Here is a 26,342-nt window from a genome sequence, read left to right on the forward strand (position 1 = left end):
GTGCGCCCACGCCGCGCCAACCGTGTCAAGGCTCGCGTCGAGATCTCGCCACGGGTCTCGACGTCCGCAGAGGTCGACGGTCATCCTGTGCCAGTCGCGGGCGGCAGGGGGCTCGCGACCCGCGCGGCTGCTGGGGGGCAGCCCACGTGGCACCAGCCGGCGGGGCGGTCGGCGTGCGCTACCCGGCCTCGAGCGTCCACCGGATGGCGGGCGGCCGCACCGCGGCGCACACCGGTCCGCCGCGGGCGTCGACGAGCGAGAGTCGGCCGACGAGGACGTCGTCGTCCCGGGCGTCGACGAGGTCGGCCGGGTCGAGCACCCCGAGCATGAGCTTGGCCCGGCGGAACAGGTCCAGGTCGGACCCGTCGCGTCCCCCGTGGCCCCAGCAGAGATAGAGGAAGCGGTCGCCCCGGCGGCCCTGCACGAACGGGCCGCGCAGGTCCAGCCCGTCCGGCGTGACCACGACGTCGAGCGACAGGTCGAACACCATCGGCGACCCGGTCACCGGTCGCGGGTTCTCGACGACCCGGCCGCGCTGCACACCGACGAGCAGCGCAGGGCCACCGGCCGGAACGGCCGGGACCGGGTCCCCGACGAGGCGCACGTCCACCGACACATCGTCGCAGCAGTCGTGCCCCGAGTTGTGGCAAACCCCGGGTGCGCCCTCCTGCCCGGTCCTACCCTCGAAAGATGGCTGATGCGGACCTCAACATGAACGCCATCGTCCACGCCGCCGTCCGGCGTGACCTCGGCCGGATGGAGGCAGCGCTGCGCGGCTTCCCCGCCGGCGACCAGCAGCGGGCCCGAGGGCTCCAGCGCGCCTGGTCGACCCTGTGGAACCAGCTGCACCACCACCACGTCGGCGAGGACACCCACGTCTTCCCCTACGTGCGCGGCCTCGGTACCGACGTCCTCGACCCCGCCCTCGTCGACGCGATGGAGTCCGAGCACGAGGCCATGAGCGAGTCGATGCAGCGCGCCACCGCCGCCATCGACGCCCTCGCCGCGGATGCCAGCGCGGCCAACGCGGCGGCTGCCGTGACCGCCGTGGCCACGGCGGCGCAGGTCACCGACGGTCACCTCGTCCACGAGGAGACCGACGTCGTGCCGGTCATCGCCGCCCGTGTCGAGACGCCGGAGTGGAAGGCGGTCGAGAAGCAGCTGCGCAAGGGCAACCTCCGCGACACCGGCGAGATGTTCGCGTGGCTCCAGGACGGCGCCGACCCGCAGGTCCAGCAGTCCCTCGGTGCGCTCGTGCCCGCGCCGGTGCGCTTCGTGCTGAGCCGGGTGTTCGGCCGGTCCTACCACCGCGAGGTCGCACCGGTCTGGCGCTAGCGGTCGCGGCGTCCACGCCGCCACTAGGTTGAGCGCCATGGACTTCCGCGCTCCTTCACCCCACTCCGGCATGGGGGCCACCCTGGCCGACGACGGCGTGACCTTCCGGGTGTGGGCGCCGCACGCCCAGCACGTCTGGGTCATCGGCGACTTCAACGGTTGGGACAGCGGCCACAACCCGCAGCTCGAGCGGGACGGCGCCGGCGAGTCCGGCACGTGGTCGGTCCACGTGCCGGGAGCGCACGCGGGGCAGGAGTACCAGTTCCAGGTCGACACCGGCTCCGAGGTCGTCTGGCGCGCCGACCCCTACGCCCGCCAGATGACGAGCTCGGTCGGCAACTGCGTCGTCTACGACCCGTCCTCCTTCGACTGGGGCGACAACCACTTCCGTATGCCGTCCTGGGACGACGTCGTCATCTACGAGATGCACGTGGGCACCTTCGGGGGCGACGGCAACGGCGGGCGCGGCAGTTTCGAGTCGGCCGTGCACCGGCTCGACCACCTGCGCGACCTCGGCGTCTCGGTCATCCAGGTCATGCCGCCGTTCGAGTACGCCGGCGACATCTCGTGGGGCTACAACCCGAGCCACATGTTCGCCGTCGAATCCGGCTACGGCGGGCCCGACGCGTTCAAGACGTTCGTCCGGGCGGCCCACGAGCACGGCATGGCGGTCGTCGTCGACGTCGTCCACAACCACATCGGCCCCTCCGACCTCGACCTCTGGCGCTTCGACGGCTGGTTCGAGGGCGAGGGTGGGGGCATCTACTTCTACAACGACTGGCGGGCGGACACCCCGTGGGGCGCGACCCGTCCCGACTACGGCCGGCCCGAGGTCCGCGACTTCCTGCGCGACAGCGCCCTGCTCTGGCTCGAGGAGTTCCGGTGCGACGGGCTGCGGTTCGACGCGACGAACTACATCCGCTCGACCACCGGCGGAACCTGGGACGGCGGGGCCGCGATCCCCGACGGCGGGAGCTACCTGTCGTGGCTCACGTCCGAGATCAGCGGCCGCCAGCCGTGGAAGCTGCTCATCGCCGAGGACCTCCAGAACGACCCACTCGTCACGAGGCCCAGCGACGAGGGTGGGCTCGGGTTCCACGCCCAGTGGGACGCCGGCTTCGTGCACCCGGTGCGGCGCGCGCTCACCGAGCTCGCCGACGAGAACCGCGACCTCGCGAGCGTCGCCGCGGCGATGCTCGGCGAGGACCGGGGGCCGGCTGGGACCCGCGTCATCTACACCGAGTCGCACGACGAGGTCGCCAACGGCAAGACCCGCCTGCCCGAGGCCGTGGCCCCCGGCGACGCCGACTCGTGGGCGGCGAAGAAGCGCGCCGCGCTCGGCTTCGTCACGGTGATGTGCTCACCCGGCATCCCGATGCTCTTCCAGGGCCAGGAGTTCCTCGAGGACCGCTGGTTCGACGACTCGGTCGCCCTCGACTGGGGCAAGTCCGAGGAGCACTCCGGCATCGTCGCGCTGCATCGCGACCTCATCCGGCTGCGCCGCAACGCCGACGGCGTGAGCGCCGGCCTGCGCGGCCCGGGTGCACACCTGCTCCGTGTCGACGACGAGGCCAAGGTCCTCGTCGTCCACCGCTGGGCCGAGGGCGGGCCGCATGACGACACCGTCGTCGTCCTCAACTTCTCCACCCGGGTGGAGCGCGAGCTCGAGGTCGGCATGCCGGCCCCGGGGCTGTGGAAGGTCCGCTTCAACTCGGACTCCCCCCTCTACGCCCCCGAGTTCGGTGGCGTCGACGCCTTCGACGTCGAGGCCGACGGCCCGGCGATGGACGGCTGCGAGCAGAGCGCCGTCCTCACTCTCGGCCCCTACAGCGCGGTCGTCCTCACCCGCGAGGCGTGAGGCGAGGCGGCCTCAGCCGGTCGTGTGGCGGTCCGCGACGTCGAGGGCGGCGTCGAGCATCTCGAGTCCCTGACGCATCTCGGCTGCCGTCGTCGTGCACGGCGGCACGACGTGGGTGCGGTTGAAGTGCACGAACGGCCACAGCCCGTTGTCCTTGCACGCCGCCGCGAACTCGACCATCGGCTTCGCCGCGGGGCCCGAGGCGTTGAACGGGACCAAGGGCTCTCGGGTGCGCCGGTCGCGGACGAGCTCCACGGCATACATGAAGCCGACTCCGCGGACCTCGCCCACCGACGGGTGCCGATCCGCCATGGCCTCGAGACCGGGTCGCAGGACGGTCTCCTCGACACCGCGCACGTGCTCGAGGATGCCCTCCTCCTTGAAGATGCCGATCGACGCGACGGCCGAGGCGCAGGCGAGCGGGTGGCCCGAGTAGGTGAGGCCACCGGGGTAGGCGCGGTCGGCGAAGGTCGCCGCGATCTCGGCCGAGATGACGACGCCGCCGAGCGGGACGTAGCCCGAGTTCACGCCCTTGGCGAAGCAGATGAGGTCAGGGGTCACGCCCCAACGGTCGACCGCGAACCATTCGCCGCACCGCCCGAACCCGGCCATGACCTCGTCGGCGATGAGGACGATGCCGTGCTCGTCGCAGATCTCACGCACCCCGGCGAGGTAGCCCGCCGGCGGGACGAGCACGCCGTTGGTGCCGACCACCGTCTCGAGCATGACCGCGGCGACCGTCGAGCCCCCCTCGACCATGATCGTGTCGCGCAGGTGCTGCAGCGCGCGCTCGCACTCCTCCTCCTCGGTGGTGGCGTGGAAGGCGGAGCGGTAGAGGTAGGGACCCCAGAAGTGGACGATGCCCGGCACGGACGGCTCCGAGGCCCAGCGCCGTGGCTCACCGGTCGCGGCGATCGCCCCGGCGGTCGCGCCGTGATAGCTGCGGTAGGTCGTGAGGACCTTGTGCCGCCCCGTGTGCAGGCGCGCCATGCGCATGGCGTTCTCGGTCGCCTCGGCGCCGCCGTTGGTGAAGAACACGGAGTCGAGGTCGCCGGGGGCCAGCTCGGCGATGAGTCGTGCCGCCTCGGAGCGGGCGTCGTTGGCGAACGCCGGCGAGACCGTGAGCAGCCGGCCGGCCTGCTCCTGGATCGCGGCGACGAGCTTGGGGTGCTGGTAGCCGATGTTGACGTTGACGAGCTGGCTCGAGAAGTCGAGGTATCGGCTGCCGTCGGCGAGCTCGAAGTGCGACCCCTGCGCGCTCACGACCTCGGCCGGCGAGATCTGGCCCTGCGCGGACCACGAGTGGAAGACATGCTTCCGGTCGGACTCGGTCACGGAAGGGGCTGCGCTCGTCGTCGTCACCCTCGGCAGCATATGGGCCGCCCCCTGACGCGGCACGTGTCACACGTCAAAGACTGTTCAACCACCGTCACTCTTCGCTACGCTCGGATCAGCCGGGCGCGCGTCGTGAACTCCCTGTACCGACGCGCGCCCGTGGCGTGTCCCGGCCCGGACGTGGCGTATGCCGTGTGCCCCCCGTGGATGATCCGCGTGCCTTCCGGTGTTGACCCCCTCGACGACATCCGATCAGACACCCCTGACACCCCGACTCCGAGGAGACCCCTGCATGGCAACCGTCGAGCTGACCGCCGAGACCTTCGAGAAGACCGTGACGGGCAACGGCATCGTGCTCGTCGACTTCTGGGCCGACTGGTGCGGTCCGTGCAAGCGCTTCGCCCCCGTCTTCGAGGAGGCGTCCGAGAAGCACCCCGACGTCACCTTCGGCAAGATCGACACCGAGGCCGAGCAGCAGCTCGCCGCCGCCGCCCAGATCACGTCCATCCCGACGCTCATGGCCTTCCGTGACTCGATCCTCGTCTTCTCGCAGCCCGGCGCACTCCCGGCCCCGGCGCTCGAGGGCATCATCGAGCAGATCAAGGGCCTCGACATGGACGACGTCAAGAAGCAGCTCGCCGCCGCCCAGCAGGACGACGCCGCCAAGGCCTGACCGCACGACCCCCACGGATCCCCGCCCGAGCCCGTGCTCCGGCGGGGATCTGTCCGTTCCCGCTGCTTGGATGGCCCGATGGCCCTTCCGTACGTCGCCCTCGGAGACTCGTATGCCGCCGGCGTGGGTGGCGGTGCCAGGCTCAACGACTGCTGGCGCGCCGTCGAGGGCTACCCCGTGCTCGTCGCCCGCGCCCTCGGCGTCGACCTCGCCTACCAGGCGTGCCTCGGCGCGACCGTCCGCAACGTCGAGCGCGACCAGCTCGCGGTGCTGGACTCGGCGACGACCCACGTGTCGCTCACCGTGGGTGGCAACGACATCGGGTTCGTCCCCGTCCTCGTCGAGTGCGCCAAGCCGTCGTGGATGGTCGACTCCGACCCCGTCATCGACCGGGCGCTCGAGCTGCTGCGCACCGAGCTGCCCGCGCGGCTGGCCGGGCTCCTCGGGCAGGTCGCGGGAGGTGCGCCGAACGCACGACTGGTGCTCACGGCATACCCCGTCCTGTTCAACGGTGAGGACTGCAACGCCCTGACCTTCTTCAGTCCCCACGAGATGCGCCGGATCGAGGCCGGTGTGGGTGAGCTCGCCGAGGTCGTCGAGGCGGCGGGGCGCGCGGTCGGGGCGGTCGTCGTCGACCCCCGGGCGACGTTCGCCGGGCACGCGGTCTGTGACGACCCGGAGTGGGTCAACGGGGTCGCGTTCCCGCTCGAGGCGTCGTTCCACCCCAACGGCCAGGGGCACGAGGCCTACGCGCGGCTCGTGGCCGCGGCGTTCGGGGGTGGCGAGTCGGCCGGCCCGCCGCGCGAGGTGCGCATCGAGCAGGGTCCGGCCGGGCGTGGGGAGGCCTCGACGTTCAGCCTGCCCGACCTGCTCTCACCCGAGAGCCTCGACGGGGCCCGGCGGCACGGGCTCGACGCCGACCACGTGGCCGACCTCGCCCGCCGGGCCCAGGCCACCGCCCTGGGTGAGGACGCGGAGGCCGCGCGGGTCGAGCTCCAGGCGCTCGACCGGCTGGTGCGGGAGCGCCTCGGGAGATGAGTCAGCGCCGAACCGTGACACGGTCCAGCGCTGTCGGGGTGCGCCCGTGAGGGGCGCAGGTGGTGCGGTCGTTCTCAGATCGAGCGGTTGTGCTGCTGGAACTGCGAGGCGACCATGAGCTCGTGGCTGGCGCGGGTGTAGTCCATGTCGACGGTCGTGGACCAGCCGGAGGTGCCGGGGCGACGGAAGTTGCGCAGGCGCTCGGCGATGCGGTGGGCGGTGGTGAAGGTCTGGGTGCGGGGGATCATGGGTCCAATGGTCCTCGTTTCAACTGCTTAGCACAACGTGACTTTACTTAGGGGTTGTTAAGCAACGCTGTAGAGTTTTCGCATGCTCGATCCGCACCGTCTCAGGGTCTTCCGCGCCGTCGTCAGCAGTGGCTCGGTGCAGGCCGCAGCCGACAACCTCGGGCTCACGTCGAGTGCCGTGAGCCAGCACCTCAGCGCTCTGGCACGAGAGACCGGCCTCACGTTGTTCCAGCGCCAGGGCCGGGGCATCTCACCCACCCCGGCCGGGCTCGGGCTCGCCGCCCAGAGCGAGGAGGCGATGAGCCAGTGGGACCGCCTCGACTCGGTCGTCGCCGACCTCAGGGAGGGGCGCAGCGGACGCCTCACGGTGGGCTACTTCTCGTCGGCCGGCTCCGCGTGGATGCCGGCGCTCGTCAAGCGCCTCACCGCAGAGATGCCGGACCTCACCGTCGACCTCGTCCTCACCGAGGTGACGAACCGTAGCGTCACCCCCGACATCGACATCGTCACCCTGCTGCCCGAGACGCCGGAGCGGCCGGGCTACCGTCGCGAGGCCCTCGCGAGCGACCCCTACGTGGCCGTGGTCCCGCGAGACCATGAGCTCGCGTCGCAGCGGTCGGTGCCGCTGGCCGACCTGCGCGGCGAGACCTGGGTGTCCAACGACCTCGTCGGCAACCCGGGGCACCGCATCCTCGTGCAGGCCTGCGCCGCCGCCGGCTTCACACCCCGCTTCACGGTGCAGGCCCAGGAGCAGTACTCCGCGATCCAGTTCGTCGCCGCCGGGGTGGGCATCTCGGTCATGCCGCGCCTGGCGGCCCGGGCCCTGCCGGCCGAGGTCGTGCGGCTCCGCATCACGGACCCCACGCCGGTGCGTGAGATCTCGGCGCTGGTGCGCCAGACGGGGCGCCCGAACCCCGCGGCGGAGCGGCTGCTCGAGATGCTCCTCGACCTCAACACGCACCCCGCCCGCCGCGGCCGACCCGGCGTCTGACCGTCACGGCGCGATGGTGTGCGCTTGACGATGGTGTGTGTCGCACACTATCGTGTGCGGCATGGACCAGGACTTGGTGACCGGTCACCTGCAGGAGCTGCGCAGGGGCACCGTCGTGCTCGCCTGCCTTGCCACCCTGGCCCGGCCCCGCTACGGCTACGCCCTGCTCGAGACGCTCGCCGACGCCGGGTTCGCCGTCGACGGCAACACGCTCTACCCGCTCCTGCGTCGTCTGGAGAAGCAGGGCCTGCTCACGTCGCAGTGGAACACCGACGAGGCACGGCCGCGCAAGTTCTACAGCGTGAGCCCCGACGGCGCCGCAGTGCTCGACCAGCTCAGGACCGAATGGCGCTCGCTCGACTCCGCGATCGCCGCGCTCGACGGAGGGAAGCAGTGATGACGACGAGGACCGCGACCACGCTCACCGACCGCTACGTCTGGACGGTCACCCGCCACCTCCCGGCCGACGTCGGGCCCGACGTCGCCCGAGAGCTGCGTGCCACGATCGCCGACGCCGTCGACGCCAGGGTCGAGGCCGGCGCCGACCCGGTCACGGCCGAGAAGGAGGCCGTCGCGGAGCTGGGCGACCCCGATGTCCTCGCGCGGCAGTACGGCGGGCGACCGGCATACCTCATCGGTCCCGGCGTCTATCCCGACTACGTGCGGCTCATGCGGGTCCTGCCCGCGATCGTGCTGCCGCTCGTCCTCGTCGCGAACTTCGCCGCGAAGGCCGCGACGACCGACGAGGGCTGGGGGCCGATCCTGCTCGACGCGTTCCTGCTCGTCCTCACGACCGCGGTGCACCTCGCGTTCTGGGTGACGCTGACCTTCGCCGTCATCGAGTGGACGCGCCCGGAGGGGGAGCGCGAGCGGCCGCTCAGCGTGTGGACGCCCGACCAGCTCACCGCCGACGTGCCGTGGCGGACGGTGAAGATCGGGGAGACGATCTTCGAGGTCGGGTTCGCGCTCGCCCTCGCGGCGCTCGTCACCTGGCAGCTCGGTGGGGTCGGCGACAACGGCATCCAGGTGCTCGACCCCGACATGCACGCCGTGTGGAAGGTCCTCCTCGTCGGCTGGTTCCTCGTCGACGCTGCCGTCGCCCTGCTCGTGTGGCGGGTCGGCCGCTGGACCCCGTCGTTCGCGGCCCTCAACGTCGTCACCAACGCCGGCGCGGCGATCCTCGTGCTCTGGCTCCTCGCCCGCGACGAGTTCATCACCGACCTGCCCCAGGTCCTCGGCGAGAAGTTCGGCTGGTCGACCGACTGGTCGGTCTCGTCAGCAGCCGTCGGCGCGGTCATCGTCGCCATCGCCGCGTGGGACGCGGTCGAGTCCGTCCTCAAGGCACGACGGGCGTCCCGTGCGGGGCAGTGAGCACGCGGGTGTCCACCACGGCTGAGGGGTTGATCGGCCCGTAGACGTGGGGGAACTGCTCACCCGTCTCGGGGTTGCCGACCTCGCGCACGAGCCGCGACTCGAGCAGCTCGGGGTCGATCGTCAGCAGGAGCAGGTCGTGCGGCACACCGGCATAGAAGGTCGTCAGGACGAAGTCGAGCTGGTCCGGGTCGCAGCAGTGGATGAAGCCCTCCTGCTCGAGAGACCGGTCCAGCGTCGACTCGGTGAACGCCCCGTCGGCCACGGCGCGCTCCCACGTGTCGGCCGTCGTGACGTGGTGGATGGGGTGTGTCATGGCTGTCAACCTACGCCGCGGCCTACGCTCGCCGACATGACGATCCGCGAGGCCACCCCCGACGACGTCCCGGCGATCCTGCGGCTGGTCCGCGACCTCGCGGTCTACGAGAGGGAGCCGGATGCCGTCGAGGCGACCGAGGAGCACTTCGGCGCCGCGCTGTTCCCGTCGGACGGCTCTGCGACGACGTTCGCTCACGTCGCCGAGGTCGACGGCGAGGTCGTGGGCATGGCGATCTGGTACCTCACCTTCTCGACGTGGACCGGGGTCAACGGCATCTGGCTCGAGGACCTCTTCGTCCAGCCCGAGCACCGCGGCAGCGGCGTCGGGAGGGAGCTGCTCGCCACCCTCGCGCGCACCTGCGTCGAGCGCGGCTACCGCCGGCTCGAGTGGTGGGTCCTCGACTGGAACGAGCCCTCGATCGGCTTCTACAGGGGCCTGTCGGCGGTGCCGCAGGACGAGTGGACCGTCTTCCGGATGGACGGCGACGCGCTCGCCGCGCTCGGCGGCTGACGGGTCTCGATGACGACCGACCCTGCTGCGTATGCCGTGGACCTGCGTCCGCGGCATCGCTCCACCTTCGTGGTCACGACCGCCATGTGCTCGTGGGACCTCGTCGTCTTCAGGGTCGAGCCGGCGTCGGGTGGTCGCCCGGTCTTCGTGGCCAAGCCCGGTGAGGAGGTGCCGTCGTTCGTCGCGGCGCTCGACCGCGGTGAGCTCGACGAGGACCTCGTGCGCGCCCTGCGGCGTCCGCCGCGCCGCCGGCTCGTGCGGGCGCCACGTCCCCGTCGCGGCATCCGGCTGGGGGTCGAGCACGAGTTCGTCGTGAGCCGCGAGGAGGAGGTGGTCGACGTCCGGGATCTGCTGGCGGACCTCGACCTCGGGGTGCGGGCAGACCCGACCGACCCGCGGGCCCAGCGCTGCCCCTGGGGCGGCGTGGTCACGGCCGACGGGCGCGAGGCCGAGATCGCCACACCGGCGGTGGTGCTCGGGCCGGGGAGCCCGGCGATGGTGCGGGCGCTCACCGACGTCGGGCTCGACGTGCTCGCGACCGCCCTGCGCTCCCGCCTCGAGCCCGAGATGGCCCTTGCCGGCTACAGCACCCACCTCAACGTGACGGCGCCGAGGCGGGGTGCGCGTGCTCATGCGCGGCGCTTCGCGTCGGTGTTCGCCCCCTCACTCATGCTCCTGCTCGACCGGCCGACCTCGCCCGGGCTGCTGGTCCGCCCCCGTCCCGGTCGGCTCGAGCTCGGTGGCGAGTTCTGCGCCGGTACGGACCTCGAGGTGGCGCTGACGTTCGCCGCCGGGGCGGTGCTGGCCTCGCGCGGCCCGGCGTGGGCCCGAGCCCGACGCCTGCAGGTGGAGGTCGTGCTCGAGCCGGCGCGGGAGCGCTACGGCTGGTACGTCGACCGGCGAGCCGTCGGGTGCGACCTCTACACGCTCGGGCGGGAGGCGCCGCTGCGACGCCTCCACACCTCCACGAGCGTCTCCGCGGGCCTGCACCTCGAGCAGACGTGGGAGCTGGCCCGGGCGGCGTTGGCCGGCCGGCTGTCGGCGCCCGAGCTCGCGCTCGTCGACGCGGTGGTCGGTGGGGACACCCCGCTGCCCCGGCCTCAGGACGGCGTGGCGTCGAAGACGTAGGTCTGCTCGGCTCCGAGGCAGTTCACGGTGGGGAGCTGCTCGGCGACACGGCTCGTATGGGCCACGCCGACGATCCGGGCAGGGTGCCTGATGCCCTCGGTGACGGCTTCCCCCACGGGGGTGATGCTGATGTCCCAAGAGGTCTCCTGGCACCCCTCCGTCGCGCCGTTCGTCTTCCCGGACATGGTGAGCGGTCCCGTGAGCGGACCCTCCCTGACGTAGTAGACCGTGCAGCCGTCGACCGTGCAACGCACGGTTAGGGGGTCGTAGTCGTTCGGGAACTTGTCGCACTCCCCCTTGCCCGACAGGTCGGTGCACCGGTCGACGGTGAGTTTCCCTCCGGAGTACTCCAGCGTGATCGCCGATGCGACTGCGGCGGGAGCGTCCGTGGCTGAGGCGGCACCGGGGGAACCGGTGACGTCTCCCGCGCCGCCCGTCGCGCCCGTCTCGGGGCCGCCCGTGGCTCCAGGGGTCAGCACCCCTGCCGTTCCCGCGGACGCCGGCGCCGCATCGCCGGCGCCGCCGAGGGCGCGTGCCCCGAGCACGCCGCCGGCCACGACGATGGCGAGGACCGCCACCGCGGTGGCGATGACCGCGGGGACCGAGGCCGAGGTGGACAGCGACGCGAACGACCGGCCCGACATCGTGGGTGCGTGCTGTGACGACCCGTGGGTGTCGGCGTCGTGCTGGTCCTGGTCGTCGTGCCGCTTGTCGTCGCGCTGGCCGGTGAGCCGTCCGGTGACGACGTCCCGTTCGCGGGGCACCAGCCGTCGCCAGTCCGGGACGTCGCCGTAGACGTCGTTCACGGCCCGGCGCCCTCCGGCACGAGGAGCAGGCGTCCCTCGTATGCCGTGAGGCTGCACGTGCCCTTGAGGCCGGCGGCGTTGGGGTTGAGCCGGTCCTTCCACGTCCCGGCGAAGATGGGCTTCGCGTCACCGGTCAGCGCGACCGCGTGCAGCGCCTCGAAGGTCTCCTGGGCGTCCGCGCCCTTGGGCACCGTCGACCCCGAGACGGCCCGGCAGTCGTTGGGGCTGACCGGCGGGGTCGAGGCCCACCCCGCCGGCGAGGACGTGATCGGCCCGGGCTGCTTCGTCAGGCCGGTGATCGTCTGGTTGCTGCCGGTGCCGGACGTGCTCATGGTGCCGAGCCACAGCACGCTCCCGATGCTCGCGACGCTCTTGGGCTTGGCCGCGGTCGTCGTCATGGACGCGTCGTAGCTCCCCGACAGGGGAGTCGTGACGGGGAGCGATCCCGTCGGGACCCCGCCGACGGCTTCCGTCTCGACGAAGTCGGTGCATCCTTTGGCCCGACTGGCGGGCGTGCCCTTGGCGGTGTGCACGATCGTCCCGTGGAGCCGCGCGGGCGTCGCGCCCGACGGGGGGACGAAGGTGAGCGAGAAGCGGCTGACCTGGACGTAGCCGTCGGGCACGCTCGTGCCCTCCTTGGTGAGGCACGAGCTCTTGCGCTCGGGGGACTGGCCGGAATACGCCTTCCCGTCCCAGGCGAGGTCGATGGGTGCGGTGGCCGGTGTCGAGCCCTCGGCGACCGGCGCCTCGGCCTCACGGAAGGTGCCGTTGTTGCCTCCCGGCGCCATGGTGAGGTCACACGGTCCGCTGGCGCACCCCGGGGTGAGGACCCCGAGGATCGTGCGCGCCATCCGTTGCTCGACGGTGAGGTCCGAGCGCTTCACGGTCCACGCGACGAGCGTCCACCTGCCCTCGGGTCGGGCATCCGCGGTACGCGTGCTCGGCGAGGCACTGGGCGGGTCGGAACCGGCAGCGGGGGTGCTCCCGCTACAGCCGGCGAGGGCCGTGGCGAGCAGCGGCGCGAGCGCCCCGGCTGCGAGCAGACGGGTGCGACGACCGGAGAGCGCGCGGGGCTCAGGCCCTCGGCCCGACATCCCCGCCGTCCTCGTCCGCTGGCGTTGCGTCCGCCGAGAGCGGCGCCTGCGCGCCGGCCGCCGGATCCTCGCGTCGTCGGAGGCGGCGACGTGCCTCGTCGATCGTCGCGTCGGCTCCCTTGTCGAGGGCCTTGTCCTTGACCGATCCGAGGGCGTCCTTGCCGACACCGAGGAGCGTCTCGGACGTGGTCGTGGTCACCCGTTCGATCACCGACGGCTCGGCCGCCAGGCCGGTCGCCATCGAGGCCACGGTGGCCATTCCGCCATCGAGCGCGTTGCCCTTCTCGCCCATGCCACACCTCCGATGGTGCGCGCACCAGGCCGGTGCGTGTCGGGCTCGGCACGTCGTCGGTGCGGTGACAGCGACTCTAGGACCGCGGCGCCACCACCGATGCCGGTTTGCCGGGATTGCTCAGGGCCAGATGGAGGCGACCCATTCCGGGTGGTCGATGAACGGGTTGCGGTTGCCCTGCCACTGCGCGTGGATGCGGTCGTTGCGGCGCTTCTCGAAGGCATCCGGCGGGTCACCCGCGCTCCAGGACTTGAGGACCGAGAGCTTGCCGATGTAGGGAGCGCTGCCGTTGGCCACCGACTCGTTCGGTTCGAGGTTGGGCCAGCCGTCGCCACCCTCGTAGCGCACGGCCATGTAGAGGATCATCCGTGCGACGTCTCCCTTGACCGCGTCGCGCGGCTCGAAGGAGTCGGCGTCGCGCCAGCAGTCCGAGCACTGGTTGACCGCCGACCCGCCGTTGTCGAAGTCGAGGTTGCCGCGGTCCGAGTTCACCGTGACGTCCTCGGGGCGCAGGTGGTGCACGTCGGTGCCCGGCCCGTTGGCGGTGCCGAAGTCACCGTGGCTCTTGGCCCAGACGTGCTCGCGGTTCCACTGGTCGACGCCACCACCGTTGTTGGACTTGGCGATCGAGCGGCCCGAGTAGATCTCGATGACGTTGCTCGAGTTGTTGGGGTCCTGGTCGGTGTCCTTGAGGGCGTCCCAGACCTGGTCGTAGGTGAGCACCGTCTGTTTGCTGATGATGCCGTGCAGGGCGCTGCGCAGGGCGGTGCCGGACTTGCCGAGGGCGCCGGCATAGTAGGTGTCGGTGCCGCCCGTCGACGTGGGCGTCGGTGTGGGAGTGGGGGTCGTCGTCCCGGTGGGTGTCGGGGTCGGCGTCGTGCCCACCGATGAGATGGCCGTCGGCGACTTGAGCCCGGCGTGCGAGAAGTAGGCCGTGAGCGGCCCCGTGACGTCGATGAGCTTCCCCATGAGGGACGGGTTCGTCCGGAGCCCCCACGCACTGCGCCACTGAGTCGTCAGCTGGACGTAGAGCATCTTCGTCGTGTCGGTCTGGCTCGCCGAGTCGGCGATCGCGATGGCGAGGTCGCCGGTGAAGCCGCTGCGGTTGACCGTGGTCGTCGCGACCGGCTCGCCGACGACGTAGCCGCGCACGGTCTGGGACGTGCCGTTCTGCGTGGCGATGGCCTGGCTGACGGTGAGCGGCGCCGCAGCCGACGCGGTCCGGGCCGTGGCGGCGCCGAGCGCGATGACGGCGACGAGGGCTGCGAGGAGCAGCGCGGCGAGCGTGGTGGAGCGGACCCGGGTGGCGGGCCGGACGGTGAGGGGCGCGGTCGTGGGCATGACGCACAGCCTCTCGCCGGCATACGGAGGGTGGGGCAAAGCCCGTGTCCGGGTTCGGCAAGGGTTCGGCAAAGGCGCCCCGCTCGGGGTGGGACCCCGAGTCCGCTCGGGGTCGGTCAAGGGGTGGGTCGGGTCCCGTCCCCGATGTGCGCGGGGGCACCCCGGCGCGAGGGTTGCCGTCATGATCACCATCGACTCACTCACCAGGAAGTACGGCGACCACGTCGCCGTCGACGACGTCTCCTTCACCGCCCGCCCCGGTCGGGTCACCGGCTTCCTGGGTCCCAACGGGGCCGGGAAGTCCACGACGATGCGCGTGATGGTCGGGCTCACCCCGCCCACCAGCGGGTCGGCCACCATCGAGGGCCGGCGCTTCGTCGACCTGCCCAACCCGGGTCTCGAGGTCGGCGTCCTGCTCGACGCCTCGGCTCAGCACGCCGGACGCACCGGCCGCGAGATCCTCACCGTCGCCGCGATGACGATGGGTCTGCCCGCGTCCCGCGTCGACGAGATGCTCGAGCGGGTGAGCCTCACGCCGACCGAGGCCGGCCGCCGCGTGCGCCACTACTCGCTCGGCATGCGCCAACGGCTCGGCATCGCCACCGCCCTCATCGGGGACCCGCACGTGCTCATCCTCGACGAGCCGGCCAACGGTCTCGACCCGGCCGGCATCCGGTGGATGCGCGACCTCCTGCGGGGCTACGCCGACGAGGGAGGCACCGTCCTGCTGTCCTCGCACCTGCTGCACGAGATCGAGGTCGTCGCCGACGACATCGTCGTCATCGGCAACGGCCGCATCGTCGCCCAGGGCACCAAGGACGAGCTCCTCGCGGCCGCCGGCACCGTCGTGCGCACGCCGGACCGCACCGAGCTCGCCGACGCCCTCACCCGTGAGGGCGTGGAGTTCACGTCGTCGCCCGACGGTGCCCTGCGCACCGTGGCCGACCCCGCGCTCGTCGGCCGGATCGCCCGGGCCGCCGGGTGCGCCCTCACCGAGCTCAAGTCCGCGGACGGCGCGGGCCTCGAGGAGATGTTCCTCGAGCTCACCGCCGACACCCAGCGAGAAGGAGTAGCAGCATGACCGCCACGACCGCCCCGACCCTGGCCCCGGCCGGGTCCCAGACCACGAACCCGGTCGCCGCACGGCGTCGTCCGGTGCCCGCCGCGATCCCCACCAGCCGACTGCTCAAGGTCGAGCTGCGCAAGATGTTCGACACCCGGTCCGGGACGTGGCTCATGGCCAGCATCGGGATCCTCGCGGTGCTCGCAACGACCGCGGTGATCCTCTTCGGTCCCGAGGCGGACCAGACCTACGACAACTTCGGTGCCGCCGTCGGCTTCCCGATGGTGATCATCCTCCCGATCGTCGCCGCCCTCTCCGTGACCAGCGAGTGGAGCCAGCGGAGCGGTCTCACGACCTTCACGCTCGTCCCGCACCGTGGCCGGGTCATCACGGCCAAGCTCGTCGTCGCGGCCGCGGTCGGTGTCGTCGCCATGGTCTTCGCCCTGGCCGTCGGCGCGCTGGGCAACCTCGTCGGCGCCGCGATCGCCGGCATCGACCCCGTGTGGGACATCTCGGTCACCCAGGCGCTCACGATCACGCTCGCCACCGTGCTCAACATGCTCATCGGCTTCATGCTCGGCGTCCTCATCCGCAACTCGCCGGGCGCCATCGTGGCCTACTTCGTCTACAACTTCGCCCTGGCGCCGCTGTCCATGGTCCTGGCCGCGAGCCAGACGTGGTGGCGGGACCTGCAGCCGTGGATGGACTTCAACTTCACCCAGGGCGCCCTGTTCGAGGGCGACCTGACGGGCCAGCAGTGGTCCCAGCTGGGAGTCACCGGACTCTTCTGGCTGGTCATCCCCCTCGCGGTCGGGCTGCTTCTCATCCGTCGCTCCGAGGTCAAGTAGCAACCACCGCACTCCGAGTGGAGGATCGCCGGGGCCCGGGTCCCGGCGATCCTCCATGTGGATGTCCGGGTCAGGCAGTCGGGACGTTGCGCTCGATCTCGGCGAGCCACGCGGCCGACGAGACGTCGGACGGCATACGCCAGTCGCCGCGAGGCGACATCGTCCCGCCGGCGACGACCTTGGGTCCGTTGGGCAGCGCGCTGCGTTTGAACTGGTTGCTGAAGTAGCGCCTGACGAAGACCTCCAGCCAGTGCCGGATCGTCGCGAGGTCGTATGCCGGCCGCTCACCCTCGGGGTAGCCCGCGGGCCAGTCGCCGGTCGCCGCGTCGGACCACGCGTGCTGGGCGAGGAAGGCGATCTTGCTGGGCCGGTAGCCGCGACGGAGCACGTGGTAGAGCGTGAAGTCCTGCAGCGCGTAGGGCCCGACCGAGTCCTCGGTGGACTGGATCTTCTCGCCCTCCTTGGTGGGGACGAGCTCAGGGCTGATCTCCTGGTCGAGGATCTCGGTGAGGGTCCCGTTGACCTCTCCCTCGAACTGGCCGGACGAGACGACCCACCGGATGAGGTGCTGCATGAGCGTCTTGGGCACGCCGGTGTTGACGCCGTAGTGGCTCATCTGGTCGCCGACGCCGTAGGTGCACCAGCCGAGCGCGAGCTCGGACAGGTCGCCGGTGCCGAGGACGATGCCACCGCGCTGGTTGGCAGCACGGAAGAGGTAGTCGGTGCGCAGCCCGGCCTGGACGTTCTCGAAGGTGACGTCGTAGACCTCCTCGCCCTCGCCGGCCGGGTGGCCGAGGTCCTTGAGCATCTGCGTCGCGGCGGGCCGGATGTCGAGCGTCTCGAAGGTGATGCCGAGCGACTCCATGAGGTGGATGGCGTTGGACTTCGTGCCCTCGCTCGTCGCGAACCCGGGCATCGTGAAGCCGATGATGTCGGTGCGCGGGCGGCCGAGCCGGTCCATCGCCTTGGCCGCGACGATGAGGGCGTGGGTCGAGTCGAGGCCGCCGGAGACGCCGATGACGATCTTGGGCTGGCCGATGGCCCGAAGCCGCTGCTCGAGCCCGGAGACCTGGATGTTGTAGGCCTCGTAGCAGTCCTGTGCGAGCCGGGCCTCGTCGTCGGGGACGAACGGGAAGCGGTCGACCTTGCGGCGCAGCCCGATGTCGCCGCTCGGCGGATCGAGCTCGAACGCGATGACCCGGAAGGACTCTCCGCCGGGCTCGCCGATGCCCTCGACCCGGCGGTTGTCGTCGAAGCTGCCCTGACGGAGCCGCTCCTGCCGCAGCCGGTCGAGGTCGACGTCCACGATCGTGGCCAGCGGGCCGCTGGGGAAGCGCTCGCTCTCGCCGAGCAGGTCGCCCATCTCGTAGACCATCGTCATGCCGTCCCACGACAGGTCGGTCGAGGACTCCCCCTCGCTCGCGGCGGCATACAGGTAGGCCGCGTTGCACCGCGCGCTCGCGGACCGGGCGAGGAGGTGGCGGTCGTCGGCGCGGCCGACGGTGATGGGGGAGGCGCTGAGGTTGAGGAGCACGGTGGCTCCGGCGAGCGCGGCTCGGTGGCTCGGCGGCACCGGCACCCACATGTCCTCGCAGATCTCGACGTGGACGGTGAGCCCGGGGACGTCGGTCGCCTCGAAGAGGAGGTCGGTGCCGTAGGCGATGTCGCCGTCCTCGTCGGCGCCGGGCCAGTGCGGGCGGTTGACGAGCGTGTCGACGGCGTCGTCGCCGGCGGCGAACCAGCGCTTCTCGTAGAACTCGCGGTAGTTGGGGAGGTACGACTTCGGCGCGACCCCGATGACCTCGCCGCCCTGGATGACGACGGCACAGTTGAGCAGCCGGTTGCCGACGAGCAGCGGTGCGCCGACGACGACGATCGGGGTGAGCGTGGCGGTGGCCTCGGCGAGGGTGACGATCGCGCGGTCGACCTCGTCGAGGAGGACGTCCTGCAGGTGGAGGTCGTCGATCGCGTAGCCACTCAAGCCCAGCTCGGGGAAGAGGGCGACCGCGACACCGTCGTCGTGGAGCCTGCGGACCTGCTCGATCGTGGCCTCGGCGTTGCGGGCCGGGTCGGCCATGACGACGGGGAGGGTGCAGGCGGCGACCCGGGCGAACCCGTGCGCGTAGGCGTTGCGGAAGTCCATGCGCCGAGTCTGTCAGGTGGGCCACGGTGTCGGGGGTCGGTGGCAGCGTGGACGACGTGCTCATCCATGCCGACGCCGACGCGTTCTTCGCCTCGGTCGAGCAGCGCGACTTCCCGCACCTGCGCGGGCGACCGATGGTCGTGGGTCCGCAGGTGGTCGCCTGCGCGAGCTACGAGGCCCGAGCGCTCGGCGCCCATGCCGGTATGCCGTTGCGCCAGGCCCTGCGTCGCTGGCCCCAGATCGTGGTCGCGGACTTCCGGGGTGAGGTCTACGAGGCCGTGAGCGCCGAGCTCATGGCGCTCTTCCGCGACGTCACCCCGCTCGTCGAGCCCGGGTCGATGGAGGAGGCCTTCCTCGACGTGTCGGCCCTCGACGGCGGGTCGGTCGAGGAGGCCGGGCGGATCGCGGCGGGGCTGCGCGAGCGGGCGCGCCGCGAGCTCGGGCTCCCGGTGTCAGCGGGTGTGGCCCGGGCCAAGCTCTTCGCCAAGCTCGCGTCGCGCCGGGCCAAGCCCGACGGGCTCGTCGTCGTCGACGCCGAGACCGAGGCCCGCGTGCGTCCGCGGCTGCCGGTCTCCGACCTCTGGGGCGTCGGGCCGGCGACGAGCGCCAGGCTGCACGACGCCGACATCGTCCACGTCGCCGACCTCGCCGGCTGGAGCGTCGACGGGCTCGTCGAGCGCTGGGTCGCCAGGGCGATGGCCAAAAACCTCGTCGCCATCCGCGACGGCCTCGACGACGCCACGATCAGGCTGCCCGGTCCCCGCAAGTCGATCTCGTCGACGCGGTCCCTGGGCCGTGCCACCCGGCAGCGGTCGGTCGTCGAGGAGGCCCTGCGGGACAACGTCGTGCGCGCCCTGGAGCGGCTGGGTGACGACCCGAGGGAGCCGACGCGTCTCGACGTCCACCTCCGCTACGACGACCAGCACGCCGTCATCCAGCCCGGGTCGCTCGACGAGCCCAGCCGGGACGTGCCGACCCTCGTCGGTGCGGCGCTCGCGGCGCTGGGGCGGACGGCATACGAGGAGGACGGCAGGGGAGTGGCGATGGTGGGGGTGTCCTTCACCCTCCCGACACGAAGGCCGTGATGAACCCGACCGCGGACTCGAGGTGGCCGGCGCCGTCGAGCGGCTCCTCGTCCATGACGGCGCGCAGGGTGAGCTCGGTGAGTCCGGCGACCACCGCGACCGACTCGGGGACGCTGAGCGCGCGCAGCTCGGGGTGGTGCTCGCGGGCGTCGTCGACGAGCTGGCGCAGGTAGGCAGCGTGTCCGTCCATGAGTGAGCGGCGGGCCCGCAGCCCGAGGTCGCCGAGCCCGTGCGACTCGAGGATGTGGGCGCGGGCGAGCTCGGGGTTGTCGGCGAGGAAGCCGAGGTAGGCCGCGACGCCGACCCGGATCTGCTCCTCGATCGGGGCCGCCGGGTCGGTGACGACGTCGGCGATCGCGGCGACGAGCTGCTCGGCCCGGGCGGCGTAGAGCGCGAGGAACGCCTCGTCCTTGGTGGAGAAGTGCTCATAGAACGTGCGCTTGCTCGTGCCCGCGATCCGGGCGACGTCGGCCACGGTCGTGCGGGCCAGGCCCTGCTCGACGATGGCCTCGCCGAGGGCGTCGAGGAGACGAGTGGCAGCCGGTGCGGTCATGGTGGTACGGTAGCGTACCGAAAGTGGTACGCACGAGTACCACGCCAGCATGGACACGTCCGACCTTGCACCGGGAGAGCACATGACCGCACTTCGCGTCGCCCTGACCGAGCTCCGGCGACTGACCGACACCACCTTCGCCAAGGTCGCCCTCGTCGCGATGATCGTCGTGCCGTCCCTCTACGCCGGCCTGTACCTCTATGCGAACAAGGACCCCTACGCGAACCTCGAGGGCCTGCCGGCAGCGGTCGTCGTCGAGGACGCGGGTACGACGCTCGCCAGCGGGGAACGCCTCCAGGTCGGGGACGAGGTCGCCGACACCCTCCTCGACGCGCATGACCTCGACTGGCACGAGGTCGGTGCCGCCGACGCGGCCCACGGGCTCGAGGAGGGGACCTACGCCTTCGTCCTCACCATCCCCAGGACGTTCTCGGCCGATCTCGCCTCGAGTGCCGACTTCACCCCGCGCCGGGCGAACCTGCGCATCGACACCAACGACGCGACGAACTACCTCGCGAGCACCATCGCGGATCGCGTCGTCGGCAAGGTGCAGGAGTCCGTCGCGAGCCAGGTCAGCCGCACGGCCGCGAGCGAGGTCCTCGGCGGGCTCAGCACGATCCACGCCCAGCTCGGCGACGCCGCGAAGGGTGCGGGCGAGCTGGCCAAGGGCGCGCACGACGCCCACGCCGGAGCCACCCGGCTCAGCGAGGGCGCCACCCAGCTCGCCGCCGGGCAGGCGAAGCTCGCCGACGGGACGGCCACGCTCAGCAGCGGTGCGACGAAGCTGAGCAACGGTCTCGCGACCCTCGACTCGCGCACCGACGCCCTCCCCGGGCAGACCGCCAAGCTGGCCGACGGTGCCCGCCAGGTCGCGGACGGCAACGCCAAGGTGGCCGCTGCCGGGCAGAAGGCCGCCGCCGCGGGCACGAAGGTCGTCGGCGAGCTCGACGCCTTCGACAGGACCCTTCCCGCACGTCTCGAGAAGGCCGGACTGACCCAGGACCAGATCGACGCCGTCCTCGCCGAGACCGCGAAGCTGCGCACCCCCGTCGCGGACGCCAATGCCACGCTCCAGTCGACCTCGAAGGACCTCACCCGTCTGTCCACCGGAGCCGAACAGGTCGCCGACGGTGCCGCGACCCTCGCGTCGTCGTCGGAGGACCTCGAGAGCGCGATCGACTCCGCAGCCGCGGGCAGTGCCCAGCTCGCGTCCGGCGCCTCCGACCTCAACGCCGGTCAGCAGAAGGCCCTCACCGGGGCGAACGACCTTGCCAAGGGGGCGAGCGCCCTCAACAGTGGGCTCGTCCAGCTCGACGCCGGCGCCGCCACCCTGAGCAGCTCGCTCGCCGACGGCGCGAAGCAGGTGCCCAACCCGACGCCGGAGCAGCGCAAGGCCGTCGCGCAGACGCTCGGCGCCCCCGTCGGTGTCGTCGCCTCCGCGCTCGCCAAGGCCGGGTCCTACGGCGCCGGACTCGCGCCCTTCTTCCTCTCGCTGTCCCTGTGGATCGGCGGCTTCACGCTCTTCACTCGCGCACGGCCGCTGCTCGAGGAGGCCCTCACGACGCGGTGGGCCGTCATCCCCGTCGCGTTCGGCGGCTGGCTCGCCCCGGCCGTCATCGGTGTCGGTCAGGCGCTGCTCACGTGGCTCGTCGTCAGGTTCGCCGTCGGCATCGACCTCGCCCACCCCTGGTGGATGCTGGGCTTCATGGTCCTCGTGTCGATGGTCTTCATGGCGATCATCCACGCCCTCATGGCCCGGCTCGGGGACACCGGCCAGTTCCTCGCACTCATCCTCATGGTGCTCCAGCTCGTCAGCGCGGGGGGCACGTTCCCGTGGGAGACGCTGCCCGGTCCGCTCCAGTGGCTGCACCACGTCCTGCCGATGTCGTATGCCGTCAGCGGACTTCGCGCCCTGGCCTATGGCGGGCCCGCCGCCCACCTCGGCCTCGACGTCGGCGTGCTCCTGGCCTGGGGAGCCGGGGCGATGCTGCTCTCGACGGCCGCTGCACGCCGCGTCCACCTCCGGCTCCGGGCGCAGCCGGCATGACCGTGACTCGTGCCGGGGTGCGTGCCCTCGCCGCCGTCCTCGTGACGACTCTCCTCCTCGGCGGGTGCTCCCTCATGCCGGGTGGGGACGACGGACACGGTGAGGGTGACACCGGAGGGGAGCAGGCGGCATACGAGATGTCGGTCGACTGCCCGGACGCTCCGGCGGAGCAGCGGATCGAGCCGACCGTCGCGCAGCTCAACTCCGTCGTCGCGCAGGCGGACCTGCCCTACTGGCAGGCGGGTGACATCGGCGCGAGCGCGCGGCTCACCGACGGGCGGCTCGTCTGGATCTTCGGCGACACGTTGCGGCGCACCGGCATCGGCCCGGGGATGGTCGCGAACTCGATGCTCGTGTCATCGGGGCTCTGCGTCAGCCAGCTCATGGCGACCGCGCGCGGGCCGATCATCCCCGACGTCGAGCCGGGGGTCGTCCGCTGGCCGATGTCGGTGAGTGTCGTGCGCGAGGGCGACGAGGACATCATCGTCGTCTTCGCCGGCCGCATCCGCCGCGGGAGCGGTGACGACGTGTGGGGCTTCAGCTATCTCGGGTCGGACGCCGTGACCTTCCGGGTCAGGGACGGCGAGGCTCCGCAGCTCGACGCCGTCCTTCCGCTCACGGCCGACGACGAGAACGCGCACCAGGTCAACTGGGGGTCGGCGTCGATGGTGTCCGACGGCCACATCTACGTCTACGGCACGGAGCTGCCCCGCGGTGTCGCGTTCGGCCGGTCCCTGCGGGTGGGCCGCGGCTCGCTCGCCGACCCCGAGGACCGCCGGACGTGGGAGTTCTGGGACGGTGCGCGCTGGCAGCCCGACCCCGCGAAGGCGGTGCCGGTCATCCCGGCCGCCGGGGGTGTGTCGCAGACGCTGTCGGTCGACCGGATCGACGGGTCGTTCGTCGCGGTCTCGAAGAAGGACGGCGACCTCGGCTCGACCGTCGCCACGTGGACGTCGTCCTCACCGGTCGGCCCGTGGAAGGTCAGCACGGCCATCGAGGCACCCTTCCTCACGGGCGAGGACGAGTTCTCCTACGCGCCGCTGGCGCACCCCGAGATCTCGCTGGCGAGCGGCAGGCTGCTCGTCTCGATCTCGCGCAACACGACCGACCTCGCCCGGCTGCGGCAGGACCCGACGATCGGCCGGCCGGTGTTCGCCGAGATCCCGCGCCCCTGAGAGGACGCGCACCTCAGGGAGTCAGCAGGATCTTGCCGGTCGCACGGCGCTCGTCGATGTCGCGCAGCGCCACGGCCACCTCGTCGAGCGAGCGCACCGTCCCGATGACCGGGTCGAGCTGTCCCGACTCGAGCAGCGGCACGAGGTCGTCCCACTGGCGGCGCACGAAGTCCGGACCGCCGGCCCCGGTCCAGTAGGCGCCCCACCCGACGCCGACGACGTCGACGTTGTTGAGCAGCAGTCGGTTGACCTTGACCTCGGGGATGGCGCCGGCGGTGAAGCCGATGACGAGCATCCGACCGAGCGGTGCGAGTGAGCGCAGCGAGTCGGTGAAGCGGTCGCCACCCACCGGGTCGACGACGACGTCGACGCCGTGCCCGGACGTGAGGTCGGCGACCGCGTCCTTGAACCCGTCGGCCAGCACCACCTCGTCGGCCCCGGCCGACCGCGCGACGTCGGCCTTCGCGTCGTCGGACACGACGGCATACACGGTGGCACCCCAGGCCTTGGCGAGCTGGGTCGCGGCGGTGCCGATCCCGCCGGCGGCCCCGTGCACGAGGACCTTCTCGCCCTCGGCGAGCCGGCCCCGGGTGCGCAGGGCGAAGTGGCAGGTGAGGTAGTTCATCGGCAGCGATGCGCCCTGGTCGAACGTCACGCCGTCGGGCAGCGGGAAGACCATGGCGGGGTCGCAGACGACCTGCTCCGCGAACCCGCCGAGGAACGGGAACGCCGCGACCCGGTCACCCTCCTCGAGCCCGCTCCCGGCGGGGGCGACCCGGACGAACCCCGCCACCTCGGCACCCGGAACGAACGGGGTGGGCGGCTTGATCTGGTACTCGCCGCGCGTCAGCAGGACGTCGGGGAACGAGACCCCGGCCGCGGCCACCTCGATGAGCACCTGCCCGGCGGTCGGCTCGGGATCGGGGACGTCGGCCACCTCGATGGCGTCGGGTCCGTCGAGTCGGGTCACGAGGGCTGCACGCATGCCCCCGATCCTAGGAGGGCTGGTTCGCCGGCCCGCGAGGGAATGTCCGGGCCGTCTCGTCGCTTGTCCTTGTGTGCCCGAGCCTCGTCATGCCCTTCTTGCCACGATCGCCCTCGTCGTCGGCGGCTTCGCCATCGGGACGACCGAGTTCGTGACGATGGGCCTGCTGCCCGAGATCGCGGACGGTGTGTCGGTGTCGATCCCCACCGCCGGGCACAGCATCTCGGCGTATGCCGCGGGCGTCGTCGTGGGTGCCCCGCTCCTCGCGATCCTCGGCGCCACGTGGCCGCGCAAGGCGCTGCTCGTCGGGCTCACGGTCGCATTCGTCGTCGGCAACGTGGGCACGGCGCTCGCGCCCGACTACTCGTGGCTGCTCGTGGCGCGCTTCGTCGCGGGTATGCCGCACGGTGCGTTCTTCGGTGTGGCCGCGCTCGTCGCCGTCGACATGGCGGCTCGCGGGCAGCACGGGCGCGCGGTCAGCCGGGTCATGCTCGGCATCCCGATCGCCAACGTCGCGGGGGTGCCCGGCGCCACGTGGCTCGGGCAGCACTACGGCTGGCGCTCGGCGTACTGGCTCGTCGCCGTGCTCGGGGTGCTCACCATCGGGCTGCTCCTCGCCTACGTGCCGCACATCGAGCGCAACATCGAGAGCACCATCAAGCGCGAGCTGCGCGGCTTCGCCACGACGCAGGTCGCGCTCACGCTCGCCGTCGGCGCGATCGGCTTCGGTGGCATGTTCGCCATGGCGAGCTACATCGCTCCGACCGTCACCGACGTGACCGGGCTCGACGCGAGCGCGGTCCCGATCTTCCTGCTCGCCTCCGGCATCGGCGGGCTCGTCGGCACCCCGCTCGCCGGGCGGCTCGGCGAGTGGTCGGTGCTCCGGTCGATCACCATCGGGTGCGTCGGCATGGGCGTCAACCTCGTCGCGTTCGCCCTCACCGCGCAGTGGTGGGCGCCGGCGATCTTCTTCTACTTCCTGTCGTCCGTGCTCGCCGGCATCCTCGTCGTCAACCTCCAGCTCCGGCTCATGCAGGTCGCGGGGCAGGCGCAGACGCTCGCCGCCGCGAGCAACCACGCCGCCCTCAACACCGCCAACGCGCTCGGCGCCTGGCTCGGTGGCGTCGTCATCGCGAACGGCTACGGCTACACCGCGCCGAGCTGGGTCGGTGCCGGCCTGTCCGTCCTCGGCGCGGGCGTGCTCGGGCTCAGCCTGCTCAAGCACCGCGCCGACACCCGGCCCACGCCGGTGCGCGCTGCCTGACCGACGGACCGGGCCTAGTCTGCGGGGATGACCGAACTCGTCACCTGTCGCACCGAGGACGGCGTCGCCCATGTCGCACTCAACCGGCCCGACAAGCTCAACGCGCTCACCCTCGACACCCTCGAGCAGCTCGTGTCGACCGCGCGCCGGCTCCACGCGGACCGCACGCTGCGGGCGGTCGTCCTCTCCGGTGAGGGTGACGCGTTCTGCGCCGGGCTCGACTTCGCGACCGTGCTGCGTGACCCGAAGCGGGTGGCTACGGCCTTCGCGCCCCGCCCGTGGCGCGGCACCAACACCTTCCAGGAGGCGTGCTGGGCGTGGCGACGGCTGCCCGTCCCCGTCATCGCTGCGGTCCACGGCCACTGCCTCGGGGGTGGCCTGCAGATCGCGCTCGCGGCGGACTTCCGCATCACCGCGCCCGACGCGACGTGGAGCGTGCTCGAGGCCAAGTGGGGGATCATCCCCGACATGTCCGGCATCCAGGCGCTGTCGCAGCAGGTCGGCATGGACGTCGCGAAGCGCCTGACGATGACCGGCGAGTCCCTGTCGGGCACCGAGGCGGTCAGGGTCGGCCTCGCGACGGAGACGAACCTCGACCCGTATGCCGGTGCGCTGGCTCTCGCGTCGACCCTCGCGGAGCGCTCCCCGGACTCCGTCGCGGCGGCCAAGCGCCTCTTCAACCGGACGTGGTCGGCGAGCGACCGTCGCACCTTCCGGTGGGAGCGGCTCGAGCAGGCGCGCCTGCTCATGGGAGCCAACGCGGCCGAGGCGCGGCGCGCGGCCACGCGACGGGAGCGGCCGGCATACAAGCCTCGTGCCGGGATCGACCCGCGCGGGTGA

The 26,342-nt window shown here is 71.9% G+C and carries 27 protein-coding genes; 16 read left to right on the plus strand and 11 right to left on the minus strand.

The genetic code is table 11. The annotated features are described in order from the left end of the window. Nucleotides 1-178: 178 nt before the first annotated feature. A complete protein-coding gene (locus tag ACSQ11_RS06770; RefSeq protein ID WP_436004266.1) occupies nucleotides 179-610 on the minus strand; it encodes a DUF5990 family protein in 432 nt (143 codons plus the stop codon). An 80-nt stretch (nucleotides 611-690) separates the two neighbouring features. Here ACSQ11_RS06770 and ACSQ11_RS06775 point away from each other — a divergent pair, with 80 nt between their 5' ends. Together ACSQ11_RS06775 and ACSQ11_RS06780 are read left to right on the plus strand one after the other, a co-directional pair. Continuing rightward, entirely contained in the window at nucleotides 691-1,335 is a 645-nt protein-coding gene (locus ACSQ11_RS06775) for a hemerythrin domain-containing protein (protein ID WP_436004268.1), read from the plus strand. A 37-nt stretch (nucleotides 1,336-1,372) separates the two neighbouring features. Further along, on the plus strand, nucleotides 1,373-3,193 hold the full coding sequence (locus ACSQ11_RS06780; RefSeq protein ID WP_436004270.1) for an alpha-amylase family glycosyl hydrolase: 1,821 nt from the start codon (nucleotides 1,373-1,375) through the stop codon (nucleotides 3,191-3,193). A gap of 12 nt (nucleotides 3,194-3,205) precedes the next feature. Here ACSQ11_RS06780 and ACSQ11_RS06785 read toward each other — a convergent pair whose 3' ends face one another. Next, on the minus strand, nucleotides 3,206-4,567 hold the full coding sequence (locus ACSQ11_RS06785) for an aspartate aminotransferase family protein (protein WP_436004272.1): 1,362 nt from the start codon (nucleotides 4,565-4,567) through the stop codon (nucleotides 3,206-3,208). A gap of 253 nt (nucleotides 4,568-4,820) precedes the next feature. Between ACSQ11_RS06785 and trxA the strand changes: the two genes are divergently transcribed. Together trxA and ACSQ11_RS06795 are read left to right on the plus strand one after the other, a co-directional pair. Beyond that, a complete protein-coding gene (gene trxA / locus ACSQ11_RS06790) occupies nucleotides 4,821-5,201 on the plus strand; it encodes a thioredoxin (RefSeq protein WP_436004274.1) in 381 nt (126 codons plus the stop codon). Between the two features lie 78 nt (nucleotides 5,202-5,279). After that, nucleotides 5,280-6,239, plus strand: coding sequence for an SGNH/GDSL hydrolase family protein (locus ACSQ11_RS06795; protein ID WP_436004276.1), 960 nt, complete (start codon nucleotides 5,280-5,282; stop codon nucleotides 6,237-6,239). A gap of 74 nt (nucleotides 6,240-6,313) precedes the next feature. Here the strand turns inward: ACSQ11_RS06795 and ACSQ11_RS06800 are convergent, their stop codons facing one another. Then, entirely contained in the window at nucleotides 6,314-6,487 is a 174-nt protein-coding gene (locus tag ACSQ11_RS06800) for a hypothetical protein (protein ID WP_436004278.1), read from the minus strand. Nucleotides 6,488-6,569: 82 nt separating this feature from the next. Between ACSQ11_RS06800 and ACSQ11_RS06805 the strand changes: the two genes are divergently transcribed. From ACSQ11_RS06805 to ACSQ11_RS06815, 3 genes are all read left to right on the plus strand, one after another. Continuing rightward, a complete protein-coding gene (locus tag ACSQ11_RS06805) occupies nucleotides 6,570-7,478 on the plus strand; it encodes a LysR family transcriptional regulator (RefSeq protein WP_436004280.1) in 909 nt (302 codons plus the stop codon). 61 nt (nucleotides 7,479-7,539) lie between these two features. Then, nucleotides 7,540-7,875, plus strand: a complete 336-nt coding sequence (locus tag ACSQ11_RS06810) for a PadR family transcriptional regulator (RefSeq protein WP_436004282.1) — start codon at nucleotides 7,540-7,542, stop codon at nucleotides 7,873-7,875. Next, nucleotides 7,875-8,849: a permease prefix domain 1-containing protein gene (locus ACSQ11_RS06815; RefSeq protein ID WP_436004284.1), complete on the plus strand. Its 975-nt coding sequence runs from the start codon at nucleotides 7,875-7,877 to the stop codon at nucleotides 8,847-8,849. The genes ACSQ11_RS06810 and ACSQ11_RS06815 overlap by 1 nt, the downstream gene beginning before the upstream one ends. Here the strand turns inward: ACSQ11_RS06815 and ACSQ11_RS06820 are convergent. Beyond that, nucleotides 8,815-9,165: a DUF952 domain-containing protein gene (locus ACSQ11_RS06820; RefSeq protein WP_436004286.1), complete on the minus strand. Its 351-nt coding sequence runs from the start codon at nucleotides 9,163-9,165 to the stop codon at nucleotides 8,815-8,817. The two genes, ACSQ11_RS06815 and ACSQ11_RS06820, sit on opposite strands and share 35 nt — an antisense overlap. Nucleotides 9,166-9,201: 36 nt before the next feature. Here ACSQ11_RS06820 and ACSQ11_RS06825 point away from each other — a divergent pair, with 36 nt between their 5' ends. Together ACSQ11_RS06825 and ACSQ11_RS06830 are read left to right on the plus strand one after the other, a co-directional pair. Next, the gene (locus ACSQ11_RS06825; protein ID WP_436004288.1) at nucleotides 9,202-9,678 is read left to right on the plus strand and encodes an N-acetyltransferase family protein; all 477 of its coding nucleotides are present in this window, start codon (nucleotides 9,202-9,204) and stop codon (nucleotides 9,676-9,678) included. A gap of 9 nt (nucleotides 9,679-9,687) precedes the next feature. Then, nucleotides 9,688-10,806, plus strand: coding sequence for a hypothetical protein (locus ACSQ11_RS06830; RefSeq protein ID WP_436004290.1), 1,119 nt, complete (start codon nucleotides 9,688-9,690; stop codon nucleotides 10,804-10,806). Here the strand turns inward: ACSQ11_RS06830 and ACSQ11_RS06835 are convergent. The 4 genes from ACSQ11_RS06835 to ACSQ11_RS06850 all read right to left on the minus strand — a co-directional run bounded on the left by ACSQ11_RS06835 (nucleotide 10,779) and on the right by ACSQ11_RS06850 (nucleotide 14,339). Beyond that, nucleotides 10,779-11,612 carry a hypothetical protein gene (locus tag ACSQ11_RS06835; protein WP_436004292.1) on the minus strand — a complete coding sequence of 278 codons (834 nt, stop codon included), beginning with the start codon at nucleotides 11,610-11,612 and terminating at the stop codon, nucleotides 10,779-10,781. The two genes, ACSQ11_RS06830 and ACSQ11_RS06835, sit on opposite strands and share 28 nt — an antisense overlap. Continuing rightward, the gene (locus ACSQ11_RS06840; protein ID WP_436004294.1) at nucleotides 11,609-12,706 is read right to left on the minus strand and encodes a hypothetical protein; all 1,098 of its coding nucleotides are present in this window, start codon (nucleotides 12,704-12,706) and stop codon (nucleotides 11,609-11,611) included. Before ACSQ11_RS06840 ends, ACSQ11_RS06835 begins: the two co-directional genes overlap by 4 nt. Continuing rightward, nucleotides 12,687-12,998 carry a hypothetical protein gene (locus tag ACSQ11_RS06845; RefSeq protein ID WP_436004296.1) on the minus strand — a complete coding sequence of 104 codons (312 nt, stop codon included), beginning with the start codon at nucleotides 12,996-12,998 and terminating at the stop codon, nucleotides 12,687-12,689. Before ACSQ11_RS06845 ends, ACSQ11_RS06840 begins: the two co-directional genes overlap by 20 nt. Before the next feature lie 120 nt (nucleotides 12,999-13,118). Continuing rightward, entirely contained in the window at nucleotides 13,119-14,339 is a 1,221-nt protein-coding gene (locus tag ACSQ11_RS06850) for an endonuclease (protein WP_436004298.1), read from the minus strand. Between the two features lie 181 nt (nucleotides 14,340-14,520). Here ACSQ11_RS06850 and ACSQ11_RS06855 point away from each other — a divergent pair, with 181 nt between their 5' ends. Both ACSQ11_RS06855 and ACSQ11_RS06860 read left to right on the plus strand, forming a co-directional pair. After that, nucleotides 14,521-15,420, plus strand: a complete 900-nt coding sequence (locus tag ACSQ11_RS06855; protein WP_436004300.1) for an ABC transporter ATP-binding protein — start codon at nucleotides 14,521-14,523, stop codon at nucleotides 15,418-15,420. Continuing rightward, nucleotides 15,417-16,250, plus strand: a complete 834-nt coding sequence (locus ACSQ11_RS06860) for an ABC transporter permease (RefSeq protein WP_436004302.1) — start codon at nucleotides 15,417-15,419, stop codon at nucleotides 16,248-16,250. The genes ACSQ11_RS06855 and ACSQ11_RS06860 overlap by 4 nt, the downstream gene beginning before the upstream one ends. 70 nt (nucleotides 16,251-16,320) lie before the next feature. Here the strand turns inward: ACSQ11_RS06860 and ACSQ11_RS06865 are convergent, their stop codons facing one another. Continuing rightward, on the minus strand, nucleotides 16,321-18,393 hold the full coding sequence (locus ACSQ11_RS06865; protein WP_436004304.1) for an NAD(+) synthase: 2,073 nt from the start codon (nucleotides 18,391-18,393) through the stop codon (nucleotides 16,321-16,323). Nucleotides 18,394-18,449: 56 nt separating this feature from the next. Here ACSQ11_RS06865 and ACSQ11_RS06870 point away from each other — a divergent pair, with 56 nt between their 5' ends. Continuing rightward, on the plus strand, nucleotides 18,450-19,478 hold the full coding sequence (locus ACSQ11_RS06870; protein ID WP_436004306.1) for a Y-family DNA polymerase: 1,029 nt from the start codon (nucleotides 18,450-18,452) through the stop codon (nucleotides 19,476-19,478). Here the strand turns inward: ACSQ11_RS06870 and ACSQ11_RS06875 are convergent. Next, nucleotides 19,453-20,031, minus strand: coding sequence for a TetR/AcrR family transcriptional regulator (locus ACSQ11_RS06875; RefSeq protein ID WP_436004308.1), 579 nt, complete (start codon nucleotides 20,029-20,031; stop codon nucleotides 19,453-19,455). The two genes, ACSQ11_RS06870 and ACSQ11_RS06875, sit on opposite strands and share 26 nt — an antisense overlap. Nucleotides 20,032-20,113: 82 nt before the next feature. Between ACSQ11_RS06875 and ACSQ11_RS06880 the strand changes: the two genes are divergently transcribed. Beyond that, nucleotides 20,114-22,078, plus strand: coding sequence for a YhgE/Pip family protein (locus ACSQ11_RS06880; protein ID WP_436004310.1), 1,965 nt, complete (start codon nucleotides 20,114-20,116; stop codon nucleotides 22,076-22,078). Further along, complete coding sequence (locus ACSQ11_RS06885) at nucleotides 22,075-23,253, plus strand: DUF4185 domain-containing protein (RefSeq protein WP_436004312.1); 1,179 nt, start codon at nucleotides 22,075-22,077, stop codon at nucleotides 23,251-23,253. Before ACSQ11_RS06880 ends, ACSQ11_RS06885 begins: the two co-directional genes overlap by 4 nt. Before the next feature lie 13 nt (nucleotides 23,254-23,266). On the opposite strand, the gene ACSQ11_RS06890 is transcribed toward ACSQ11_RS06885, so the two are convergent. After that, entirely contained in the window at nucleotides 23,267-24,238 is a 972-nt protein-coding gene (locus ACSQ11_RS06890; RefSeq protein WP_436004314.1) for an NADPH:quinone oxidoreductase family protein, read from the minus strand. A 73-nt stretch (nucleotides 24,239-24,311) separates the two neighbouring features. Between ACSQ11_RS06890 and ACSQ11_RS06895 the strand changes: the two genes are divergently transcribed. Next, entirely contained in the window at nucleotides 24,312-25,502 is a 1,191-nt protein-coding gene (locus ACSQ11_RS06895; RefSeq protein ID WP_436004316.1) for an MFS transporter, read from the plus strand. A 27-nt stretch (nucleotides 25,503-25,529) separates the two neighbouring features. Beyond that, nucleotides 25,530-26,342 carry a crotonase/enoyl-CoA hydratase family protein gene (locus ACSQ11_RS06900; RefSeq protein ID WP_436004317.1) on the plus strand — a complete coding sequence of 271 codons (813 nt, stop codon included), beginning with the start codon at nucleotides 25,530-25,532 and terminating at the stop codon, nucleotides 26,340-26,342.

The sequence above is a fragment of the Knoellia sp. LjRoot47 genome, assembly GCF_964253435.1.
Classification (GTDB): Bacteria; Actinomycetota; Actinomycetes; order Actinomycetales; family Dermatophilaceae; genus Knoellia.

Excerpts from the sequence above, each read along its gene's own strand:
- ACSQ11_RS06795 (WP_436004276.1), top strand. The coding sequence starts at position 5,280 with ATGGCCCTTCCGTACGTCGCCCTCGGAGACTCGTATGCCGCCGGCGTG.
- ACSQ11_RS06860 (WP_436004302.1), top strand. The coding sequence starts at position 15,417 with ATGACCGCCACGACCGCCCCGACCCTGGCCCCGGCCGGGTCCCAGACC.
- ACSQ11_RS06820 (WP_436004286.1), bottom strand. The coding sequence starts at position 9,165 with ATGACACACCCCATCCACCACGTCACGACGGCCGACACGTGGGAGCGC.
- ACSQ11_RS06900 (WP_436004317.1), top strand. The coding sequence starts at position 25,530 with ATGACCGAACTCGTCACCTGTCGCACCGAGGACGGCGTCGCCCATGTC.
- ACSQ11_RS06775 (WP_436004268.1), top strand. The coding sequence starts at position 691 with ATGGCTGATGCGGACCTCAACATGAACGCCATCGTCCACGCCGCCGTC.
- ACSQ11_RS06875 (WP_436004308.1), bottom strand. The coding sequence starts at position 20,031 with ATGACCGCACCGGCTGCCACTCGTCTCCTCGACGCCCTCGGCGAGGCC.
- ACSQ11_RS06840 (WP_436004294.1), bottom strand. The coding sequence starts at position 12,706 with ATGTCGGGCCGAGGGCCTGAGCCCCGCGCGCTCTCCGGTCGTCGCACC.
- ACSQ11_RS06890 (WP_436004314.1), bottom strand. The coding sequence starts at position 24,238 with ATGCGTGCAGCCCTCGTGACCCGACTCGACGGACCCGACGCCATCGAG.
- ACSQ11_RS06880 (WP_436004310.1), top strand. The coding sequence starts at position 20,114 with ATGACCGCACTTCGCGTCGCCCTGACCGAGCTCCGGCGACTGACCGAC.
- trxA (WP_436004274.1), top strand. The coding sequence starts at position 4,821 with ATGGCAACCGTCGAGCTGACCGCCGAGACCTTCGAGAAGACCGTGACG.
- ACSQ11_RS06865 (WP_436004304.1), bottom strand. The coding sequence starts at position 18,393 with ATGGACTTCCGCAACGCCTACGCGCACGGGTTCGCCCGGGTCGCCGCC.
- ACSQ11_RS06815 (WP_436004284.1), top strand. The coding sequence starts at position 7,875 with ATGACGACGAGGACCGCGACCACGCTCACCGACCGCTACGTCTGGACG.
- ACSQ11_RS06810 (WP_436004282.1), top strand. The coding sequence starts at position 7,540 with ATGGACCAGGACTTGGTGACCGGTCACCTGCAGGAGCTGCGCAGGGGC.
- ACSQ11_RS06830 (WP_436004290.1), top strand. The coding sequence starts at position 9,688 with ATGACGACCGACCCTGCTGCGTATGCCGTGGACCTGCGTCCGCGGCAT.
- ACSQ11_RS06855 (WP_436004300.1), top strand. The coding sequence starts at position 14,521 with ATGATCACCATCGACTCACTCACCAGGAAGTACGGCGACCACGTCGCC.
- ACSQ11_RS06885 (WP_436004312.1), top strand. The coding sequence starts at position 22,075 with ATGACCGTGACTCGTGCCGGGGTGCGTGCCCTCGCCGCCGTCCTCGTG.
- ACSQ11_RS06845 (WP_436004296.1), bottom strand. The coding sequence starts at position 12,998 with ATGGGCGAGAAGGGCAACGCGCTCGATGGCGGAATGGCCACCGTGGCC.
- ACSQ11_RS06800 (WP_436004278.1), bottom strand. The coding sequence starts at position 6,487 with ATGATCCCCCGCACCCAGACCTTCACCACCGCCCACCGCATCGCCGAG.
- ACSQ11_RS06785 (WP_436004272.1), bottom strand. The coding sequence starts at position 4,567 with ATGCTGCCGAGGGTGACGACGACGAGCGCAGCCCCTTCCGTGACCGAG.
- ACSQ11_RS06850 (WP_436004298.1), bottom strand. The coding sequence starts at position 14,339 with ATGCCCACGACCGCGCCCCTCACCGTCCGGCCCGCCACCCGGGTCCGC.
- ACSQ11_RS06805 (WP_436004280.1), top strand. The coding sequence starts at position 6,570 with ATGCTCGATCCGCACCGTCTCAGGGTCTTCCGCGCCGTCGTCAGCAGT.
- ACSQ11_RS06825 (WP_436004288.1), top strand. The coding sequence starts at position 9,202 with ATGACGATCCGCGAGGCCACCCCCGACGACGTCCCGGCGATCCTGCGG.
- ACSQ11_RS06780 (WP_436004270.1), top strand. The coding sequence starts at position 1,373 with ATGGACTTCCGCGCTCCTTCACCCCACTCCGGCATGGGGGCCACCCTG.